The organism is Enterobacter sp. BNK-22 (assembly GCF_048684805.1).
GTDB lineage: Bacteria > Pseudomonadota > Gammaproteobacteria > Enterobacterales > Enterobacteriaceae > Enterobacter > Enterobacter quasiroggenkampii.
In genome coordinates this window covers 4,326,653-4,347,282 of sequence record NZ_JBLQTT010000001.1, presented here as the reverse complement: position 1 = coordinate 4,347,282, position 20,630 = coordinate 4,326,653, and the positions used below count along the sequence as shown (strand labels likewise).

The following is a 20,630-nucleotide window of genomic DNA, read 5'->3' as shown; positions in this document are numbered from 1 at the left end:
TGTGAGAATGTTCGGGAAACGGGCATTATCCAAAGTTAAGGCTTCTATGCAAGCATGGGAAAGATCCGGTTTACAGCAGATTGACGCTGTGCTGCAATCTGCGTCCCTGATTATGCGAATCGATGACCATGCAAGCCTCTCAATTTTCAGCCCAGGTGCTGGACTGGTACGACAAATACGGGCGCAAAACCCTGCCCTGGCAAATTGAAAAAACGCCTTACAAAGTATGGCTCTCCGAGGTGATGTTGCAACAAACGCAGGTCGCCACGGTAATCCCTTACTTCGAGCGTTTTATGGCGCGCTTCCCGACGGTGACCGATCTGGCCAACGCCCCGCTGGACGAGGTGCTGCACCTGTGGACCGGTCTTGGCTATTACGCCCGCGCGCGTAACCTTCACAAGGCCGCTCAGCAGGTTGCGACGCGCCACAACGGGAAATTCCCGGAAACCTTCGACGAGGTGGCCGATCTCCCCGGCGTGGGACGCTCAACCGCAGGCGCTATTCTCTCCCTGTCTTTAGGCAAGCATTTCCCGATCCTCGACGGCAACGTAAAGCGCGTGCTGGCACGCTGCTATGCCGTTGACGGCTGGCCGGGGAAGAAGGACGTTGAAAAACGCCTGTGGGAAATCAGTGAAGCGGTTACCCCGGCCAACGGCGTCGAGCGTTTTAACCAGGCGATGATGGATCTTGGCGCGATGGTCTGCACGCGCTCAAAACCAAAGTGTGAGCTCTGCCCGGTGAACAACCTGTGCGTGGCGTATGCCAACCATTCCTGGGCGCAGTATCCGGGCAAGAAACCCAAACAGACGCTGCCGGAGCGCACCGGCTACATGCTGCTGATGCAGCACGGTGACGAAGTCTTCCTGGCCCAGCGTCCGCCGAGCGGTCTGTGGGGTGGTCTATACTGCTTCCCACAGTTTGAAGATGAAGACTTGCTGCGTGAATGGCTTAAACAGCGTGGAATTGCTGCCGATAACCTGACGCAGCTGACCGCGTTTCGCCACACCTTCAGCCATTTCCATCTGGATATTGTGCCGATGTGGCTTCCCGTGTCCTCCTTCGCCTCGTGCATGGATGAAGGCACCGCTCTCTGGTATAACTTAGCGCAACCGCCATCAGTCGGGCTGGCGGCTCCCGTGGAGCGCCTGTTACAGCAATTACGTGCCGGTGCAATGGTTTAGCATCGGTCAAAAAAGAGGAGTGAGTATGGCCAGAACGATTTTTTGTACTTTCCTGCAGCGTGACGCTGAAGGCCAGGATTTCCAGCTTTATCCGGGCGAGTTGGGTAAACGCATCTACAATGAAATCTCCAAAGAAGCCTGGGGACAGTGGCAGAAAAAGCAGACCATGCTGATCAACGAGAAGAAACTCAGCATGATGAACCCTGAACACCGCAAGCTGCTGGAGCAGGAGATGGTGAGCTTCCTGTTCGAAGGTAAAGACGTGCACATCGAAGGCTATACGCCACCGGAAAAATAATATCGAGCGGCTGTTGCCGGGTGGCGCTACGCTTACCCGGCCTACAAAACCGTAGGCCCGTGCAAGCATAGCGCCGCCGGGCAACAGCAACGACCAGGCAAACACAACACGCACTCCCGGAATGATGAAAAAACTTTTAGCGCTAGCCCTTGTTGCGCCGTTGCTGGTCTCGTGTTCGTCAAAAAAAGGCGATGATTACAACGAGGCCTGGATCAAGGACACCAACGGTTTTGACATTTTGATGGGGCAGTTTGCCCATAACATCGAGAATATATGGGGATTTAACGAAGTTCTTATTGCCGGACCTAAGGACTACGTTAAGTACACCGACGCCTATCTGACCCGTAGCCACATCAACTTTGATGAGGGGACGATCACGATTGAGACCATCGCAGGCACAGACCCTGCGGCTCGACTCCGTCAGGCCATTATCAAAACCCTGCTGATGGGTGACGATCCGGGCTCTATCGATCTCTACTCCGATGCCGACGATATCACCATCTCGAAAGAGCCGTTCCTGTACGGTCAGGTCGTCGATCAGACCGGCCAGCCGATCCGCTGGGAAGGTCGCGCCACGAAATTTGCCGACTACCTGCTGCAAACGCGCCTGAAGAGCCGCTCTAACGGTCTGAAGATCATCTATAGCGTCACCATCAACCTCGTCCCGAACCACCTCGACAAGCGTGCGCATAAGTATCTGGGCATGGTGCGTCAGGCCTCGCGTAAATACGGCGTGGATGAGTCGCTGATCCTGGCGATTATGCAGACCGAATCCTCGTTTAACCCGTATGCGGTAAGCCGTTCCGACGCCCTGGGGCTGATGCAGGTGGTGCAGCACAGCGCCGGTAAAGACGTCTTCCGCGCGCAGGGGAAATCCGGCACGCCGAGCCGCAGCTATCTGTTCGACCCGCAGAGCAACATTGATACCGGTACCGCCTATCTGGCGATGCTGAACAATGTGTATCTCGGCGGCATCGATAACCCAACGTCGCGTCGCTATGCGGTGATCACCGCCTATAACGGCGGCGCGGGCAGCGTGCTGCGCGTCTTCTCGAATGACAAAGTGCAGGCCGCGAACATCATCAACAGCATGGCGCCGGGGGATGTTTACTCCACCCTCACCACCCGCCACCCGTCTGCGGAATCCCGCCGGTACCTGTATAAGGTGAATACGGCGCAGAAAAACTATCGTCGTCGGTGATCGGCACACCTTCTCCTGCAAGGAGAAGGTGTTCTGCTTCCCCCCACCCATACGAAAATGTTATTTGCATCACAATCCAAACTGCAAATTAATGTGGATTGCATTTTTTTGCGGGAGGTAACAAAACATATCGTTGCCAACTGATAGAATTGCATCAAATAACAACCCTGAATGTTCCTATAACAACATATCTCCCGCTCACTTGTGAGGAAAGTAACATGAACCTTAAGCTGCAGCTTAAAATATTGTCGTTTCTGCAGTTCTGCCTGTGGGGTAGCTGGCTGACTACACTCGGCTCCTATATGTTTGTGACGCTCAAGTTCGATGGTGCGTCAATCGGTGCCGTATACAGCTCGCTCGGTATTGCGGCGGTCTTCATGCCGACGCTGCTGGGGATCGTGGCGGATAAATGGCTAAGCGCCAAATGGCTGTACATGCTTTGCCATCTGGTGGGCGCGGGGACGCTGTTTATGGCGGCTCAGGTGACCACGCCGGGGGCAATGTTCATGGTGATCCTGCTTAACTCGCTGGCCTATATGCCAACGCTTGGGCTGATCAACACCATCTCCTACTACCGCCTGAAGTCTGCGGATATGGATATCGTGACCGATTTCCCGCCAATCCGTATCTGGGGCACCATCGGCTTTATCATGGCGATGTGGGGCGTGAGCTTCGCGGGCTTCGAACTGAGCCATATGCAGCTCTATATCGGTGCGGCGCTCTCCGTGCTGCTGGCGATCTTCACCCTGACGCTGCCAACCATTCCGGTGTCTAACCAGCAGAAAAACCAGAGCTGGAGCACCATGCTCGGCCTGGATGCCTTCGCGCTGTTCAAAAACAAACGCATGGCGATCTTCTTTATCTTCTCCATGCTGCTGGGCGCGGAGCTGCAGATCACCAACATGTTCGGCAACACCTTCCTGCACAGCTTCGATAACAATCCGCTCTTCTCCGGCAGCTTTATCGTTGAACATGCGTCGGTGATGATGTCCATCTCTCAGATCTCTGAGACGCTGTTCATCCTGACCATCCCGTTCTTCCTGAGCCGCTACGGCATCAAGAACGTCATGCTGATCAGTATCGCGGCATGGATGTTGCGCTTCGGTCTGTTCGCCTACGGCGACCCAAGCCCGTTCGGCACCGTGCTGCTGGTGCTGTCGATGATTGTTTACGGCTGCGCCTTCGACTTCTTCAACATCTCCGGTTCGGTGTTTGTGGAAAAAGAAGTGAAGCCTGAAATCCGCGCCAGCGCGCAGGGTATGTTCCTGATGATGACCAACGGCTTCGGCTGTATTCTGGGCGGCGTGGTGAGCGGTAAAGTGGTTGAGATGTACACCACCAACGGCATCACCAACTGGCAGCCGGTGTGGCTGATCTTCGCGGCGTACTCGCTGGTGCTGTTCTTCGCGTTCATCGCGCTGTTCAAGTACAAGCACGTACGTGAACCACACGGTGCGCAGCCGATCGCGCATTGATTGTTATGCCCGGTGGCGCTAACGCTTACCGGGCCTACAAAACCAGACCGTAGGCCGGGTAAGGCGAAGCCGCCACCCGGCTATTTTATTCCAGACAGCACCCACCCCACCGACAGTAAATCCGCGCTGCCGCCCGGGCTCAGGTTCCGTTCAATCAGTGCGTTATCCATTCTGATCAACGCCTCGCGGTCCCAGCCGTTAGCCAGCAGTTCCCGCGCGTAGCCCTGAACGTAGCGCAGCCCTTCCATGCCGCCGCGAGATACCAGATTGCTGTCCTGATTGACGGCCATCAGGCGTAACAGCAGGCCGTGAAGTGAATGTCCATTCCACTGCGCCAGCGCCTTACGCACCGTCGCAAAGCCGCTCTCCGCCTCACCGCGCGCGCCGGTTAAGCCGTACTGCTGGAACTGTCGCTCGCCCGCCGTCGCCTGTCCGCTGCGTGCGGCCAGCTCCCGCGACACCAGCTCGCGGCAGATGTTACTCACCTCACAACAGAGGCTCTCTGCGGAGATATTTTTCACACGCCCGGCGGCGAAGCACAGTAAACCCAGGGCAAAAATCCCGCCTTTGTGGGTGTTCACCCCGTTCGTCGCGGCATACATGGCCTGCTCGCAGGCCAGCCCCATCGGGCGGAGAAGGCGTAGCTGTTCGCCAGCGGGTTTATCCGCATGCGCGCTGCCCAGCTCGGCAAAGCGCGAAAACCACGGCGTAATTGCCACGATGCTGCGGACAAACAGCGCGTGGTCCATATCGCGATGGGAACCGTTGTTGAGCCTGTCCACCAGCCCCGGCTTGGGCGTCAGCTCCAGCTCCTGCCACAGCGCCGCTTCGGCAAGCGCGGGCACGTCAGCCGGGCGCGGTTTAGTCGCGAGCAAACCAGTCATCGATCGTCTTCTCCACGCGGGAAACCACCTGCTCAACGGGGTGGTTACGCGAACGGGAACAGGCGTGGGCGGGCGCGTCGCAGATCAGGCAGCGCCTGAGATTCGCCCCCAGCGACTGACGCCCGACGTGGCCGTGCTGAGGGCAAATCACGTCCAGATCCCACAGCCTGCCGAGCGGGTGCGTCTGCTCCAGCTCCGCACAGTGCGCTTTGATTTCCACCGCCGGATGGGCCACGCACCAGAGGGCTTCAGGTCCGGTCGGGAGCCACAGCACCTGACGGTCCAGCACCTGCCAGCGGTTTTCCCACAGCAGCTGGTCGCACATCTGCAGCGCTACGCCCATGGTATTGCGATAGCGCAGGCTGTCCTTGATTTCCCCTGGCGTGACCAGCGTGAGGGAAATCACCGGTTGTTGATAGTGCTCAAGCATGTCAGCCTGGCGCGCTGCGCGGCGCTCTTTCGCCGCCAGCAGTTCGTCAAGGCTGACACCCGCCCGCACGGGTGTCGCTAAAGTCATACTTCCTCCTTCACCTGTCGCACGGTGTCGATCACGCTACCGTCGCGGTAGCGGATCACCCCGACGATTTTGTCGGTAAACTCAATCGGTTTCGGGACGCCGGTCAGGGAGATCGCTCGCTCGTACAGCGCGTTGATATCCACAACCTTCAGCCCGGCTTCCAGCAGCCGCTCGCGGATTTCCGGGCGCGCCGGGTTGACCGCGATGCCGTGATCGGTAACCAGCACGTCGATGCTTTCGCCCGGCGTGAGGCGCGTGGTAACCCGCTTCACGACCGTCGGAATGCGGCTGCGCAGCAGAGGGGCAACGACGATGGTCAGGTTCGCCGCGGCGGCCACGTCGCAGTGCCCGCCGGACGCGCCGCGCATCACGCCGTCGGATCCGGTGATGACGTTGACGTTGAACTCGACGTCGATTTCCAGGGCGCTGAGGATCACCACGTCGAGCTGATCGCAGCTTGCCGCCTTGCTGCCGGGGTTGGCGTAAACGTTAGTGGAGATCTCCACGTGGTTCGGGTTGCGCGCCAGCGAGGCCGCCGCCTGACCGTCAAAGCACTGGGTATCGAGCAGCTTTTCGATGAGCCCCTTCTCGTGCAGATCCACCAGGCTGCCGGTGATGCCGCCGAGCGCAAAGCGCGCCTTCACGCCGCTGCGCTCCATCTTCTCTTCCATAAAGCGGGTGCAGGCCGTGGCCGCCGCGCCGGAGCCGGTCTGCATCGAGAAGCCCGGTTTGAAGTAGCCGGAATGCTCGATCACGTCCGCCGCATAGCGGGCGATCATCAGCTCACGCGGGTTGCTGGTGACGCGCGCCGCGCCGACGCTGATTTTCGCCGGGTCGCCCACGCTCTCAACCTGCACGATGTAGTCCACCTGGTCCTGCACCAGGCTGGCGGGCATATTCGGGAACGGCACCAGTTCTTCAGTCAGCAGCACCACCTTGCGGGCAAAGTGCGCGTCCACCATGGCGTAGCCCAGGGAACCGCAGCACGATTTGCCGTGCGTGCCGTTGGCGTTGCCAAACTCATCGCTGCACGGCACGCCGAGAAATGCCACGTCGATATTCAGCTCGCCGTCCTGGAGCAGCTTCACGCGCCCGCCGTGGGAGTGAATTTGCACCGGCTCGTCCATCAGCCCGTGGGAGATGGCGTCCGCCAGCCTGCCACGCATGCCGGAGGTGTAAATCCGGGTGATGACGCCGCTTTCGATATGCTCGATCAGCGCGTCGTTGCAGGTCATCAGCGAGCTGGAGGCCAGCGTCAGGTTTTTGAAGCCCATCCGCGCCAGCAGCGCCACGACGGTGTTGATCACCCGGTCGCCTTCGCGAAACGCATGGTGGAAGGAGATGGTCATCCCGTCCTGCAGGCCGCAGCGTTTAACCGCCTCTTCAACAGAGGCGCAGAGCTTGCGGCTGTGCTTCGCATCGCTGTCCGCCAGCCACGGCGTGGTGCTGTGGGCGGTATCAAAGGGTTTTAAGTCCCGCAGATGGGGAAAATTCACATGAAGAAGTTCTGTCTGATTCATTGTCTTATCCTTACCGACGCACGCCGGAGGCCGCCGCGCGCTCCAGCACCACCTGCGCGTGGTTAATAATCGGTGCATCCACCATTTTGCCGTTAAGCGACACCACGCCCAGGCCGTTACGCTCGCCCTCTTCTGCTGCCTCAATCACCCTTCTGGCGTGATCCACCTCTTCCTGCGTCGGGGCGTAGGCGTTGTGCAGCAGGTCAATCTGGCGCGGATTAATCAGCGATTTGCCGTTGAAGCCCATCTTGCGGATCAAATCGACCTCGCGCAGGAACCCGGCCTCGTCGTTAACGTCTGACCACACCACGTCGAAGGCGTCGATACCCGCCGCGCGTGCGGCGTGCAGCACGGCGCAGCGGGCGTAGAACAGCTCGGTGCCGTCGCCGCGCTCGGTCTGCATGTCCATCACGTAGTCAAAGGCGGCCAGCGCAATGCCGATGAGGCGCGGAGAGCTGCGGGCAATCGCCACGGCGTTGATGACGCCAATAGCCGACTCAATCGCCGCCATCACGCGGGTGGAGCCGATCTCGCGGCCGCACGCCTGCTCGATGCGCTCGAGGTGGCCCTCCAGCTCGTAGATGTCGTCCGGGGTATCGGTTTTCGGCAGACGAATCACATCCACGCCTGCCCGCACGGCGGCTTCCAGATCCAGCAGGCCAAACGGCGTGCTCAGCGGGTTAATGCGCACCACGGTTTCGATATCCTGATACATCGGATGCTGCAGCGCGTGGAACACCAGCATGCGCGCGGTATCCTTCTCGCGTAGGGCAACGGCGTCCTCCAGGTCAAACATGATGGAGTCGGGACGATAGATAAAGGCGGTGGAGAGCATGGCGGCGTTGGCGCCCGGCAGGAACAGCATGCTGCGGCGGAGTTTGCTCATTTCAGCGCCCCCCAGTTGATGGCCTGTTCATCGGCGGCACGCATCAGCGCGCTTTGCAGGCGGGCGCGGATCACACAGTCCAGCGCCCCTTTGTCTTCAATAATGATTAATCCCTGGTGCACGTTCATGGCGCGCAATGTGTCGTTGACCACCTGGCGAATGTGCTCGCCAAACTGCTTAATCACTTCGCTGTGGATGACGATCTCCAGCTCGCCGTGAGCGGGCGCGATTTTCACCATCAGGTCGCTGGACTCCTGCGTTCCGGCCAGCGCCTCCCTTACAATTTTCATGATAAATTCCTGGTAGTTAAGCGACTTCCGCACTCGCACGGTAATGCATTTCGAGATGCGCGAAGGTGGAGTCCGGGACAATCTCCCGGATCCGGGAAAACTGCTGTGTCTTCAGTAATCGGCGCACTTCGGACGCCGATATGGCGTTGCCGGTGGCCTTGATGCGCGGCATTTCCACCACCTCGATATGCGAGGCCAGCAGGTCGTGCAGCGTCTGGTTGTACTGGCGGGTGATATCGCAGAACGGCTCCGAACCGATGAAGCGGTGCGTAATGCCGAGCGCCGGGGCGATAAAGTCCCGGAAGATCAGCACGTCAATCTCGCTCCACGCCTGCTGCACTTTGCCGGTCTCCTTCAGGAAGTAGGCCGGAAACGTGGCGCGAGAGATGATGTACTGCGAGCCTTCATGCACCACCACGTTCGGCAGATGCGCCACGCCCGCGCGCACCATCTCGAGCCGCGCGCTGAACGGGAAGAACGAGGCGTCTTCACGCACCACGAACAGGTGCAGGGCGTCGCACTGCGCCGCCGCCTGCTCCACCAGATGGCGGTGGCCGAGGGTGAACGGATTGGCGTTCATCACGATGGCGCCAATCTTCTCCCCGCACTTGCGGTTCGCGCGCAGAGAACGGCAGTAGCGCGCGATCCCCTGCGGGGTGTTCTCCATCAGCACGGCGTTGTTCCCGCTCTGGGCAATCGGCCAGAAGCCGCTGCGGGCAAAACGCTCCCGGTTGCACGGACGGGTGCAGAGGAAGAGGTGAAAATGGCCGCGCTCCAGCGCCGCATGTTCCACCTCTGCCAGCAGCCGCGCGCTGAGGTTCTCGCCGCGAAGCTGCTCGTTAACCGCCACGCACTTGATGACGTTGGCGGCAAGCCCTGCGCAACCCACCAGCTGCGAGCCGGACCAGGCTTCGACGAACAGCGTGATGTCGTTGTCCAGGCCAAGGCCGCTGTCTGCCAGCAGATAACGGATCTGACTTAAGCGTTCCGGATGTTTCGCCACCAGCGTGTGGCGAAAATCGATGGGTTGCGAGTGCATATTGCCGCCTTACTTAATGTGCTGCCGCAAGCCCGACGGCTGGCGCTTCCACGATCACGTTGCTCAGATGACCGATATGCTCAATCTCCACCTCAATGCGATCGCCCTCTTTCATAAACAGCGGCGGGTTACGCTTTTTACCCACCCCACCAGGGGATCCGGTGATGATCACATCGCCAGGACTTAAGCGGGTGAAGGTGCTGATGTACTCGATGAGCTCCGCAACCTTGTGGATCATGCTGCTGGTGTTGTCTTCCTGCACCATGCGGCCGTTCAGCCAGGTGCGAATCGCCAGTTGGTGCGGATCGGGGATCTCATCCGCCGTCGCCATCCACGGACCAAACGCGCCGGTCTGACGCCAGTTTTTACCGGCGGTGAACCAGGTGTGCTGCCAGTCGCGGGCGGAGCCGTCCATGTAGCAGCTGTAGCCCGCCACGTGGCGCAGGGCGTCGTCGCGGCTGATGTTCTCCCCGCCTTTACCGATGATCACCGCCAGCTCGCCTTCGTAGTCGAATTCGCTGGAGTGGCGCGGCTTCAGCACCGGCTCGTTGTGGCCGGTCTGTGAGTCCGGGAAGCGGACAAACAGCGTCGGGGCCGGGTTGTGCTGGTCAAACTCCTTGCGCTTATCGGCGTAGTTCATGCCCACGCAGAGGATTTTTTCCGGCTGCTCAATCACCGGTAAGAAGGTGATGGCGCTCATCGGCACGTCCACGGCATCGTTCAGGTAGCGGGTGGCCTGCGCCAGCCCGTTGCCCTGCAGCAGCGCCTTGAGGTCGCTGTAGCGGTCGCCCAGACGGCGGCCTAAATCAATCACGCCGTCGGCCTGCACGATGCCGTAGCTGCGTTTTCCCTGGTATAAAAAGCTTGCGAGTTTCATTGTTCTTTCCTGAAAACTTAAACGAGGAAGTTGCCCAGAATCAGCAGAGAGATGGAGACGTTAATCGCCCCGCCGATACGGGTAGCAATCTGGGCGAACGGCATCAGGCTCATGCGGTTGCCTGCGGTCAGGATCGCCACGTCGCCGGTACCGCCCTGGCCGCTCTGGCAGCAGGAGACGATGGCGACATCAATCGGGTGCATGCCAATCTTTTTGCCGACGAAGAACCCGGTCGCCACCAGCGCGGAGACGGTGCTGATAATCACCAGCAGGTTGGTCAGCGTGAAGGCGGCCACCAGTTCATGCCATGGGGTGATGGCTACGCCAACGGCAAAGAGAATCGGGTAGGTCACAGAGGTCTGGAAGAATTTGTACACCACCTGCGAGCCTTCCAGCAGGCGCGGAGAGGCGCCATTGCAGAGCTTCACCAGCACCGCCATAAACAGCATGCCGACCGGCGCAGGCAGGCCAATCAGCTTGTGGCCGAGCATGCCCAGCATGTAGAGCAGCACCGCCAGCAGCGCGCCGGAGGCGATCGTGGTCACGTCCGCTTTGCCGGAGAATGCAGGCTGAGAGACGGTGGCATCGGCATTGGCGCGGTTAGGCATCAGTTGGCCTTCACCGGTCAGATGCGGGTAGCGTTTACCAAGCTGGTTCAGGCAGCCGGAGATGATGATCGCCGTCAGACCGCCGAGCATGACCATCGGCAGCACGCGACCGAGCGCCACGCCCTGGTCCATGTGCAACAGGGTGGCATAGCCGATGGAAAGCGGGATCGCCCCTTCCCCAACGCCGCCCGCCATGATTGGCAGGATGATAAAGAAGAAGATCTGGAATGGCTCAAGACCCAGCGCCAGGCCGACGCCCATCCCCACCAGCATGCCGACGATTTCGCCACACAGCATCGGGAAGAAGATGCGCAGGAAGCCCTGAATCAGCACCGTGCGATTCATGCTCATGATGCTGCCGACAATAATGCAGCAGATATAGAGGTAGAGGATGTTGGTGGATTTGTAGAACTTGGTGGTGGACTCGACCACCACGTCCGGCAGCAGGCCATAATAGACCAGCGCGGAAGGGATAAAGGTGGCGCAAATCGCCGCCGCGCCGAGCTTGCCGACAATCGGCAGGCGTTTACCAAACTCGCCGCAGGCAAAGCCGAAGAAGGCCAGCGTCGCCACCATCACCACGATATCGCTCGGCAGTTTTCCGCCCAGGCAATCAATCGCGATCAGTGCCCCCGCCAGAACGAACAGCGGCAGAGGAATAATCCCGATTTTCCAGGTATCCATAATATGCCACCAGCGCTCTTTAAGCGAAGGTCGCTGAATTTCAATCGGGTCGTGGGTAACAGAGAAAGAATCGTCAGTTGTGCTCATAATAAGCCCCTTGGTTATTTTGTGCGTTCAGCTTAGAGTCACAAAGGCTTACTTTATGTGAGGAATGACATATTAAAAGTGAAGTTTTAATGGCAGCTATGGTTTTAATGGTTTCTTTTATTTAATGTGATTTATGCCTTATTTATTGTCGTGGTTTTTATGGTTTCTTTTCTGAATTGAACAAACAAATAACATTTATTCGTGCAGCCAGAGGCCACCCGTCTTTGGGATGATGCTTTTACAACGCCCGCTGTGCAAGGGATCACAAGTTTTCGGCAAAGCGGACGTCCGCGCGAAAAAAGATGATATATTGGCGTTCTTTGTCGCTACCTTGCGTGAGAGTTATGAAAGTCTCTTTCCAGATAAAGCTGTTTATTTCGCTGGTTGCCTTTTTCTCAGTGCTTTTTGCGTTACTGGGCGGATATTATTATGCCGACGTCGGGAAACAGCTTTATCAGGAAATGAGCACGCGCGCCAAAATACAGGCTGAAGAGATTGCGCTTATTCCAACATTGCGACATGAAGTTGAACAAAAGAATATCATCGCCATCCATGATTTTATGCAGAAGATTTCTGCGCACAGTGACGCCAGCTTTATTGTGATTGGCGATAATAAGGGCCAGCATCTTTTTCACTCCGTCTTCGCCGACAGAGTGGGCACCACGCTGGTAGGCGGTGACAACGAAGCCGTATTGCAGGGTAAAAGCACCACCACCATCCGCAAAGGCGGGTTGGGTATTTCGCTGCGCAGTAAGGCCCCCATCTTCAACGCTGCCGGACAGGTGGTCGGCATTGTTTCGGTCGGCTATCTCACCAGCTACCTGGACACCATTACCGTCAGTAAAGTGGTCAATATCCTGATTGCCGCGGTGCTGCTGCTGATTGCTCTCTTTATCTTCTCCTGGTTCTTTACCCGCAGTATTAAGAAGCAGATCTTCTCCCTCGAGCCGCGCGAGATCGGCCTGCTGGTGCGCCAGCAGAAGGCGTTGATGGAGTCTATTTATGAAGGCGTAATTGCCATTGACGATCAAAGGCGTATTGAAGTCATCAACCAGGCGGCGCGCAAGCTGCTGGGGCTGAGCCAGCCGGCCCGTGAGCTGCGCGGGCAGCTGATAAGCCAGGTGATCGATCCGGTCCCGTTCTTCGACACGCAGACGATGCTGGCGAAAGATACCCATGATGAGATTTGCCGTTTTAACGATCTCACGGTGATTGCCAGCCGGGTCCACATCATGCTTGAGGGATCGCTGCAGGGCTGGGTGATCACCTTCCGCGATCGCAACGAGATCGACTCGCTGAGTGCCCAGCTTAGCCAGGTCAAACGCTATGTCGATAACCTCCGCATAATGCGTCATGAGCAGCTAAACCGGATGACCACCCTCTCCGGCCTGCTGCACATGGGCCGCTATGAGGAGGCGATTGGCTACATTCAGGCGCAGTCTGAACACGCCCAGGAACTGCTGGACTTTATCTCTTCGCGCTTTAGCTCCCCGACCCTGTGCGGCCTGCTGCTGGGCAAAGCCGCCCGCGCGCGGGAGAAAGGCGTCGAACTGAGTTTCGACCCGGCCTGTCGTCTGGACAGACCGTTCCTGCCGCTGGGGGAGCAAGAGCTGATTTCGATTATTGGCAACCTGCTGGATAACGCCATCGAAGCGACACAGCGGTCGCCGCTTCCCCACGCGCCGGTGGAGGTGCTGATAAAGCTCAGCGAACAGGAGCTGATCATTGAAGTGGCCGACCAGGGCGTGGGCATCAAGCCGGAGATCCGTGACCGGATCTTTGAGCGCGGCATCACCACCAAAACTCGCGGCGATCATGGGATTGGTCTGTATCTGATCGAAAGCTATGTCACACAGGCTGGCGGCGCGATAGAAGTTGCCGATAATACGCCGCGCGGCGCCATTTTCTCCCTGTTTATCCCGGCCACGGGAACCGCCCGGCAACTGGAAGACACCGACTATGCAACATGAACTTATCGACGTACTGATTGTTGAAGACGAGAACGAACTGGCGCAACTGCACGCGGAGCTGATAGGCAAACATCCGCGTCTGAGGCTGGTGGGCATTGCCTCGTCGCTGGCTGCGGCCCAGGCAGAGCTTGCAAACAAACAGCCGCAGCTGGTGCTGCTGGATAATTATCTGCCGGACGGCAAAGGGATCTCACTGATCAATAACCCCATGCTGGCCCGCGCCAACTGCTCGGTAATTTTTATCACTGCCGCCAGCGATATGGACACCTGCAGCCAGGCGATCCGCAACGGCGCGTTCGACTACATCCTCAAGCCCGTCTCCTGGAAGCGGCTCAGCCAGTCGCTGGAGCGCTTCGTGCAGTTTGCCGAACAACAGCGGGTCTGGAAGATTGTCGACCAGCAGAACGTGGATTCGCTGTATCAGCTTCAGGCGAAAAACTACCGCCAGGACAACGGCAGCAAGGGTATTGAGGAAAACACGCTGGCGCGGGTGCAGTCGCTGTTTAACGACAAGGCAACGCACTGCTTTACCGTGGATGAAGTGGTAAGCGAGACGGGGTTGAGTAAAACCACCACCCGTCGCTATCTGGAGCACTGCGTGGAGACGGGGTTTCTCAGCGTGGAGATGCTGTACGGCAAGATTGGGCATCCGAGGAGGATGTACCGCCGCGCAGAAGCCTGAAGCTTTATTGTAGGCCCGGTAAGCTTGCGCCACCGGGCAAGTCGCCGGGTGACGCTGACGCTTACCCGGCCTACGTTCGGGGGAGAGTCTACTTCAACACATATCCATACAGCCGCTTAATCCCGTCGGCATCCTTCTCGCTGTAAACGCCCTGCAGCTCCGGCGAGAAGCCCGGCAGCAGGTTGATGCCCTCCTCCAGTGCCAGGAAGTAACGCTGTACCGCCCCGCCCCAGACTTCACCCGGGACCACGCACAGTACGCCCGGCGGATAGGGCAGCGCGCCTTCGGCCGCAATTCGCCCTTCGGCATCCCGGATGCGAACCAGCTCCACGTCTCCGCGAATATACGCCTGATTGGCATCCTGCGGGTTCATCACCACCTCAGGCAGGCTCTCCTTGCGGAACATTGCCTTCTGCAAATCCTTCACTTCAAAGCTGACGTAGAGATCGTGCATCTCCTGGCACAGCTGGCGGAGGGTATAATCCCGGTAGCGCACCGGGTATTTCTGGAAGATCGTCGGCAGCACGTCCGCCAGCGGCGTATCGTCTTCAATATGCTGTTCAAACTGCCCCAGCATCGCCACCAGCTGCGCCAGCTTCTCGCTGCTTTCAGCAGGCGTCAGCAGGAACAGAATCGAGTTAAGGTCGCATTTCTCCGGCACGATGCCGTTTTCACGCAGGTAGTGCGCCAGAATCGTCGCCGGGATCCCGAAATCGGTGTACTCCCCCGTCTCGGCATCGATGCCCGGCGTGGTCAGCAGCAGCTTGCACGGGTCGACAAAGTACTGCTCGCTCGCATAGCCCTCAAACCCGTGCCAGTTGGCCCCCGGCTCGAAGCTGAAGAAGCGCAGCTCGCTGGCAATGGCGTGCGTCGGATGATCCTGCCACGGCCGCCCCGCCACCACCGGTGGGATAAACGGTTTAATCATATGGCAGTTGGCGATGATCGCCTTGCGCGCCTCAATGCCCAGCTCGACGCACTCCGCCCACAGCCTGCGTCCGCTCTCCCCTTCATGTATTTTCGCGTTGACATCAAGTGCCGCAAATAGCGGGTAAAACGGGCTGGTGGAGGCATGCAGCATAAAGGCGTTGTTCAGCCGCTTGTGCGGGCAGAAACGCGCCTGACCACGAATGTGGTTATCCTTTTTATGGATCTGCGAGGTTTGCGAGAATCCGGCCTGTTGTTTGTGCACCGACTGGGTCACGAAAATCCCAGGATCGTTCTCGTTCAGCTCCAGCAACAGCGGGGATGTTTCCGCCATCATCGGAATAAATTGCTCGTAGCCCACCCAGGCGGAGTCAAAGAGGATGTAGTCGCACAGATGGCCGATCTTGTCGATCACCTGACGGGCGTTGTAGATCGTCCCGTCGTAGGTGCCTAGCTGAATGATCGCCAGGCGGAACGGACGCGCCTCGTCGGCTTTCTCCGGCGCCGTCTCGCGGATCAGATCCCGCAGATACGCGTCATCAAAGCAGTGGTCGTCAATCCCGCCAATAAAGCCAAACGGGTTACGTGCGGCCTCCAGATAAACCGGCGTGGCACCCGCCTGGATCAGCGCCCCGTGGTGGTTAGATTTATGGTTGTTGCGGTCGAACAGCACCAGATCACCGCGGGTGAGCAGCGCGTTGGTCACCACCTTGTTGGCCGCCGACGTCCCGTTCAGCACGAAGTAGGTTTTATCCGCGTTGAACACTTTCGCCGCGAATTTTTGCGCATGCTTGGCGGACCCTTCGTGGATCAGCAGATCGCCCAGCTTCACGTCGGCATTGCACATGTCGGCGCGAAATACGTTCTCACCGAAGAAATCATAGAACTGCCGCCCTGCCGGATGTTTTTTGAAAAAGGCGCCGTGCTGGTGTCCTGGACAGGCGAAAGTGCTGTTGCCCATCTCCACATACTGGCTCAGGGTGTCAAAAAACGGCGGCAGCAGGTTCTCTTCGTAACGGCTGGCAGCAGTTTCCAGTTCCAGAAACTCCTGAGCTTTACCCGAGATGACCGCGGTGGCGCCGTCAGGTACCTCCGTTGGCTCCTGCGAGAAAATAAACACCGGTAAATGAAAGCCCGTGCGTTTCAGCAATGCAAGGATGCCGCTGCGACTCTCTGTCGTCGTCATGACGACGGCTGCCACATCGGTGAAATCCGTGCTGTCCAGCGTCACCTTTTCGCGATGCGTAGACACCGTTGAGAGCAGCTCGCGGCTGACGGCGATTTTCATGGTTTTCATAAGCGCAATTACCCTCACCGAACGGTGAGACAGGGAGGAGAAAATTCGCGCAATAATGTCACCTTTTATTTTGAGGTGCAAGAAGGAATCAGTATGCACGAAACCACCCAAAGCTAAGGCCCGCGCAGCGCTGACGTGCCATAATAATGCAATATCAATGATTAAATAACAGGAGTTAACTTTGGTTATCGGGCCATTTATCAACGCAGGAGCCGTATTGCTGGGCGGCGCACTCGGCGCAGTGCTAAGCCAGCGGCTGCCGGAGCGTATTCGCACCTCCATGCCCTCAATATTCGGCCTGGCATCGTTAGGGATCGGTATTCTGTTGGTGGTCAAATGCGCCAACCTGCCGGTGATGGTGTTGGCCACCCTGCTCGGCGCGCTGATTGGCGAATTTTGCTATCTGGAAAAAGGCATTAACAGCGCGGTGAGCAAAGCCAAAAACCTGATAGCCCGACCGGGCAAGGCGAAACACGGCACGCACGAGACGTTTATTCAGAACTATGTCGCCATCATTATTCTGTTTTGCGCCAGCGGCACCGGGATTTTCGGTTCGATGCAGGAAGGGATGACGGGCGACCCGAGCATTTTGATTGCAAAAGCGTTTCTTGATTTCTTCACCGCCACTATTTTTGCCACCACGCTCGGCATTGCCGTGGCGGCGATTTGCGTCCCGATGCTGCTGATCCAGCTGGCACTGGCTACCTGCGCCACGTTAATTCTCCCGCTCACTACGCCGGCGATGATGGCAGACTTTACCGCCGTCGGCGGCCTGCTGCTGCTGGCTACCGGGCTGCGCATCTGTGGGATCAAGATGTTTGCCGTGGTGAACATGCTGCCCGCACTGCTGCTCGCCATGCCGCTCTCCGCACTCTGGACGCACTTTTTCGCTTAAGGATGCGGCGAAATGGTGAGAGATTGCGCAGTCCGTAACGAAAACAACATTTTTCGTTGACGCCACCGGGCAGATCGGGTTTAATGCGCCCCGTTGCCCGGATAGCTCAGTCGGTAGAGCAGGGGATTGAAAATCCCCGTGTCCTTGGTTCGATTCCGAGTCCGGGCACCACTTCTTCAGAAAACCCGCCCTCGTGGCGGGTTTTTGCTTTCTGAGTCAACAACTTGTTGGTTTATCAGTAGTTACCCCTCTTATCTTTCCTCCGGCCCCGCTTCCCGGTGGTACAAAATGGGCATTATGATAAAGCCTACCAAAGACCGAAACGGCACCTACTATACAGTGGACACATGCCGGATTGCCCAGGGCCTCCGAAAACGTCCAGTCGTGCTGCACATCCGGCCTGATTGATGGTGAAATTCCCGACAAAAACGGCTGGCTTTCCGCTGGTGTTGCCCTTTCCCTACTACAGCGGCCACTCAAGCGAGAACGGGCTTCTCATTGATGCCATTGAGCAAAAATCTGGCCTGATACTTTCGGTGATGCCCGGTGAAAGCCGTCTAGTAGGCCGAGGTGTGTAGCTGCAAAAAGCGACTTCTGCTTCAGACCCCGTAACCACATTGCTACTATATTGTGCATGCGTTGGCACGCATGGCAGTCAGAGGGAGCCGTTTATCAGTCTAAACAGACGCCGGTAAAGCAATTGAGAGGAATTACAATGGATGCAGCATTGCTTAACATGATGCAATCAGGTGGAAGAAATAAAGCCTGGGCGGAAACGATGGTGAATATGGAAGCCAGGAAACTGGTAAATACAGCCAACACTCTGTCGGCTTTTCATCTCAGCGATGGTCTGACTCGAATGAAGTTCATTCAGGAAATTCGGGACCTCATAGAACAACAGTTTACGCTAGCTCGTCAGGCTAAATCAGATAAAGAATGCATGGACTGCGTTAAAATACTTCGAGAAGAAAACTATAACCTCCTGGAACAAGCTCGTTTATTACGAACGAAGGCAGCGAAGCTTTACGCGAAAGTCGAGTTCATCCGAGAGAATAACAAAATTGTTGGGTATGTTATCTCGGCAGTTAGCGTTGTCCTGGCCGGTGCTGAAATAGCCGCAGGATTTACACTGATTGGCACGATGACCCCTCTCGGAGTTCTTGCTGGTGCGATTCTGGTTACTGACGGGGCAAACAGCATCAGTAAAGAAGTGGCTCGCTACGCAACGAACAACACTACCAGTGAAGGGCTGGTCGCGAATGCCGCGATGTCTACAGCTGAGTTTATGGGCTTTAGTCGTGAGAATGGTTTAGGTGTCTACAAATCAATCTCACTGGCCGCTAATGCGTATACCATTTTTGGCTTGTTACGGCGACCTGGTACCTGGCGACTGTTTCGTTATCTACCCACAGACTATTACCGAAAGGTGAGCACATTGAGCCGCCCGCAGCTTACAATGAAAATAGCGGGTTACGGCGTGAAAGCTAAGATTATTTTTGATCTGTTGTCCGTCAGCGACCCGTCTCAGAATTAGTCAGCATTTTACGGTAACGCCAGGATTTGTAGCCAAGTTTTGCTGGCGTTATATACCAGATAAAAGGTAGTACAATCAATAACGTGAGCGCAAGTGTCAGACTTGTATCCCTGGATGCAAGTAAAAGAGTTAAAGCCAGTATGATAAAGGCAATAATAGTTATCCACTTCATTGCCTTAAAACGATTGGCCAGATCATGAGTTACGCTATCAAACGAACCACCGTAATTCTCGATATTGTTTTTTAGCTTTTGAAGATCTCGTTTACTAAAACCTGATTTTAAAAGTGCTTCTTCGCTGGTCATTCTACTAACCGTCCCATAACTCACTGAAACATGTGACGAAGTTTAACTGAATTTGACGGATAAATCGCTACCTGTCGATATTTGTCAAATTTATATTTATATCAAATAGTTGAAGATATCTTACAGTGGCGGTGACCAGACTCTTCAATCGTGTCCATGACAACGTCCTTGTGTCGTTTTGAGCCAGAGTAAATCCAAACCCAAGGCCAGGAAGTTGTCCTCATCCAGCGTTCTCAAACCTCAGAATACCGCCCGCAATTATGCTTTTGTTCTCTCCCCAACCTAGGGATCGTTCCCACCAGTGCCCAGCAGTTTGTTTTTGAAGATAAACAAACACGCCTCATTAAAGTTCTCCGCCCCTAGCCGTTCCGAGAGCGCCGTCCGTTTGCGATAGAGACTTTTCACCGACGTATTCAGCTCGCCTGCAATTTCCTCCATTGACATCCCTGCCCTCAGCAACCGCAACATGATCGTTTCATGCGTGCTCAGCCGTAAATTCAGCAGCCACTTCGTGGTCAGGCGCCTGCCCTTCATATTGAGCACCAGATTAAACAGCGAGGCCATGTCCGGCGCCGTCAGCGACGTATTCATAAACAGCTTCATACTGAGCAGATTCTCCTCGCGGTGGCGCATATCAAGCATAACGCAGCAGATCGTTTTTCTCGTTCTGGCCGGATGGCGTATCAGGTAATCATATAAACGGAGCGGACAACGACTATCAATCAATACAGAATATTCATCTGCACCGTTATCAAATATGTTTCTGTCAATCGAATCGAGCAGGATAATATCCGGAAAAAATATCCGCATGCCCCTGACAAGGTAGCGATCCTGAGTCACTAACACTATTGAAGTTGCCACTAACCATCCCTTTTAGATTAAAGCAAGAACGATCCTGCGAAAAGAAGACCGCCTTCGTTTTATAGCGCTGTTATATTAACGATAAATGTATTCTGGCTTTAGACATCCCTCAATACACACATTGATGAGTAAGACTTCCTATAGACTATCATTCAATGGCTGCCATTAATTATAAATAAAAAACAATCGCAGAAAAGTCACTTCTCTAAACATTAAGAATTTTTGTCATGAAACTTCCCAAACATGCACCAGAAAGTACTTTAATTGAGGCAGATATGCGTCATTAAAAATATATATAAAACTGTCACAATAAAAATAAAACCATTATATTTCAATGCATTACAATTAAGCATTCAATTCAAAATAAACACAAAAAGCTGCTCATTACAGAATTATCTCAAAACTACGCAGCCGCTTTTCAGCATATTTATCCGGCAACATATCAGGTGTACATTACCTCCCATCCAGTCTACTGAGATGAGGATCCATAATTACCTTTAAGTAAGTACCCCGTAACATCACTGCATTCAGATTTAATGTTCTCATTTATGGCCTTTTACGCTGAGCTTAAAGGCGGCCGTGTTATGCAATGGATTCATGAAAAACAAATGGC

19 protein-coding genes and 1 tRNA gene are annotated in these 20,630 nt (G+C 56.2%); 9 read left to right on the top strand and 11 right to left on the bottom strand.

Going from position 1 to position 20,630, the window contains the following annotated elements:
- The first annotated feature begins 128 nt into the window (after window positions 1-128).
- From mutY to ACMGGE_RS20595, 4 genes are all read left to right on the top strand, one after another.
- Window positions 129-1,181, top strand: coding sequence for an A/G-specific adenine glycosylase (gene mutY / locus ACMGGE_RS20610; RefSeq protein WP_170226944.1), 1,053 nt, complete (start codon window positions 129-131; stop codon window positions 1,179-1,181).
- 25 nt (window positions 1,182-1,206) lie between these two features.
- Window positions 1,207-1,479, top strand: a complete 273-nt coding sequence (locus ACMGGE_RS20605; RefSeq protein WP_008499765.1) for an oxidative damage protection protein — start codon at window positions 1,207-1,209, stop codon at window positions 1,477-1,479.
- Between the two features lie 124 nt (window positions 1,480-1,603).
- Window positions 1,604-2,680: a membrane-bound lytic murein transglycosylase MltC gene (gene mltC / locus ACMGGE_RS20600; RefSeq protein ID WP_014885201.1), complete on the top strand. Its 1,077-nt coding sequence runs from the start codon at window positions 1,604-1,606 to the stop codon at window positions 2,678-2,680.
- Between the two features lie 218 nt (window positions 2,681-2,898).
- Entirely contained in the window at window positions 2,899-4,155 is a 1,257-nt protein-coding gene (locus ACMGGE_RS20595; protein ID WP_008499767.1) for a nucleoside permease, read from the top strand.
- Between the two features lie 80 nt (window positions 4,156-4,235).
- Here the strand turns inward: ACMGGE_RS20595 and citG are convergent, their stop codons facing one another.
- From citG to ACMGGE_RS20555, 8 genes are read right to left on the bottom strand one after another with little or no spacing between them, the layout of a single operon-like run.
- Window positions 4,236-5,039 carry a triphosphoribosyl-dephospho-CoA synthase CitG gene (gene citG, locus ACMGGE_RS20590; RefSeq protein WP_126534050.1) on the bottom strand — a complete coding sequence of 268 codons (804 nt, stop codon included), beginning with the start codon at window positions 5,037-5,039 and terminating at the stop codon, window positions 4,236-4,238.
- The gene (gene citX / locus ACMGGE_RS20585) at window positions 5,017-5,556 is read right to left on the bottom strand and encodes a citrate lyase holo-[acyl-carrier protein] synthase (protein ID WP_048224828.1); all 540 of its coding nucleotides are present in this window, start codon (window positions 5,554-5,556) and stop codon (window positions 5,017-5,019) included. Before citX ends, citG begins: the two co-directional genes overlap by 23 nt.
- The gene (citF, locus tag ACMGGE_RS20580; RefSeq protein ID WP_045909940.1) at window positions 5,553-7,076 is read right to left on the bottom strand and encodes a citrate lyase subunit alpha; all 1,524 of its coding nucleotides are present in this window, start codon (window positions 7,074-7,076) and stop codon (window positions 5,553-5,555) included. The genes citX and citF overlap by 4 nt, the downstream gene beginning before the upstream one ends.
- 10 nt (window positions 7,077-7,086) lie before the next feature.
- The gene (gene citE / locus ACMGGE_RS20575) at window positions 7,087-7,962 is read right to left on the bottom strand and encodes a citrate (pro-3S)-lyase subunit beta (protein ID WP_023344877.1); all 876 of its coding nucleotides are present in this window, start codon (window positions 7,960-7,962) and stop codon (window positions 7,087-7,089) included.
- Window positions 7,959-8,252, bottom strand: coding sequence for a citrate lyase acyl carrier protein (gene citD, locus ACMGGE_RS20570; protein WP_021242087.1), 294 nt, complete (start codon window positions 8,250-8,252; stop codon window positions 7,959-7,961). Before citD ends, citE begins: the two co-directional genes overlap by 4 nt.
- 16 nt (window positions 8,253-8,268) lie before the next feature.
- Window positions 8,269-9,291: a [citrate (pro-3S)-lyase] ligase gene (gene citC / locus ACMGGE_RS20565; RefSeq protein WP_420294104.1), complete on the bottom strand. Its 1,023-nt coding sequence runs from the start codon at window positions 9,289-9,291 to the stop codon at window positions 8,269-8,271.
- 13 nt (window positions 9,292-9,304) lie between these two features.
- The gene (locus ACMGGE_RS20560; RefSeq protein ID WP_045134818.1) at window positions 9,305-10,168 is read right to left on the bottom strand and encodes a fumarylacetoacetate hydrolase family protein; all 864 of its coding nucleotides are present in this window, start codon (window positions 10,166-10,168) and stop codon (window positions 9,305-9,307) included.
- Between the two features lie 17 nt (window positions 10,169-10,185).
- Complete coding sequence (locus tag ACMGGE_RS20555; protein WP_021242090.1) at window positions 10,186-11,547, bottom strand: 2-hydroxycarboxylate transporter family protein; 1,362 nt, start codon at window positions 11,545-11,547, stop codon at window positions 10,186-10,188.
- Window positions 11,548-11,891: 344 nt separating this feature from the next.
- Here ACMGGE_RS20555 and ACMGGE_RS20550 point away from each other — a divergent pair, with 344 nt between their 5' ends.
- Entirely contained in the window at window positions 11,892-13,517 is a 1,626-nt protein-coding gene (locus tag ACMGGE_RS20550; protein WP_196346573.1) for an ATP-binding protein, read from the top strand.
- Window positions 13,507-14,199 carry a response regulator gene (locus ACMGGE_RS20545; protein WP_045909944.1) on the top strand — a complete coding sequence of 231 codons (693 nt, stop codon included), beginning with the start codon at window positions 13,507-13,509 and terminating at the stop codon, window positions 14,197-14,199. Before ACMGGE_RS20550 ends, ACMGGE_RS20545 begins: the two co-directional genes overlap by 11 nt.
- Before the next feature lie 88 nt (window positions 14,200-14,287).
- Here ACMGGE_RS20545 and ACMGGE_RS20540 read toward each other — a convergent pair whose 3' ends face one another.
- Complete coding sequence (locus ACMGGE_RS20540; protein ID WP_420294103.1) at window positions 14,288-16,423, bottom strand: ornithine decarboxylase; 2,136 nt, start codon at window positions 16,421-16,423, stop codon at window positions 14,288-14,290.
- A gap of 181 nt (window positions 16,424-16,604) precedes the next feature.
- Between ACMGGE_RS20540 and ACMGGE_RS20535 the strand changes: the two genes are divergently transcribed.
- From ACMGGE_RS20535 to ACMGGE_RS20525, 3 genes are all read left to right on the top strand, one after another.
- Window positions 16,605-17,318, top strand: a complete 714-nt coding sequence (locus tag ACMGGE_RS20535; RefSeq protein WP_048224854.1) for a DUF554 domain-containing protein — start codon at window positions 16,605-16,607, stop codon at window positions 17,316-17,318.
- Between the two features lie 95 nt (window positions 17,319-17,413).
- Window positions 17,414-17,489, top strand: a tRNA-Phe gene (locus ACMGGE_RS20530).
- A gap of 544 nt (window positions 17,490-18,033) precedes the next feature.
- Window positions 18,034-18,852, top strand: a complete 819-nt coding sequence (locus ACMGGE_RS20525; protein ID WP_023326053.1) for a DUF4225 domain-containing protein — start codon at window positions 18,034-18,036, stop codon at window positions 18,850-18,852.
- Here the strand turns inward: ACMGGE_RS20525 and ACMGGE_RS20520 are convergent.
- Together ACMGGE_RS20520 and ACMGGE_RS20515 are read right to left on the bottom strand one after the other, a co-directional pair.
- On the bottom strand, window positions 18,830-19,156 hold the full coding sequence (locus ACMGGE_RS20520) for a hypothetical protein (RefSeq protein ID WP_039265473.1): 327 nt from the start codon (window positions 19,154-19,156) through the stop codon (window positions 18,830-18,832). The two genes, ACMGGE_RS20525 and ACMGGE_RS20520, sit on opposite strands and share 23 nt — an antisense overlap.
- Before the next feature lie 282 nt (window positions 19,157-19,438).
- On the bottom strand, window positions 19,439-19,966 hold the full coding sequence (locus ACMGGE_RS20515; RefSeq protein WP_045909946.1) for a LuxR C-terminal-related transcriptional regulator: 528 nt from the start codon (window positions 19,964-19,966) through the stop codon (window positions 19,439-19,441).
- Window positions 19,967-20,630 lie beyond the last annotated feature (664 nt).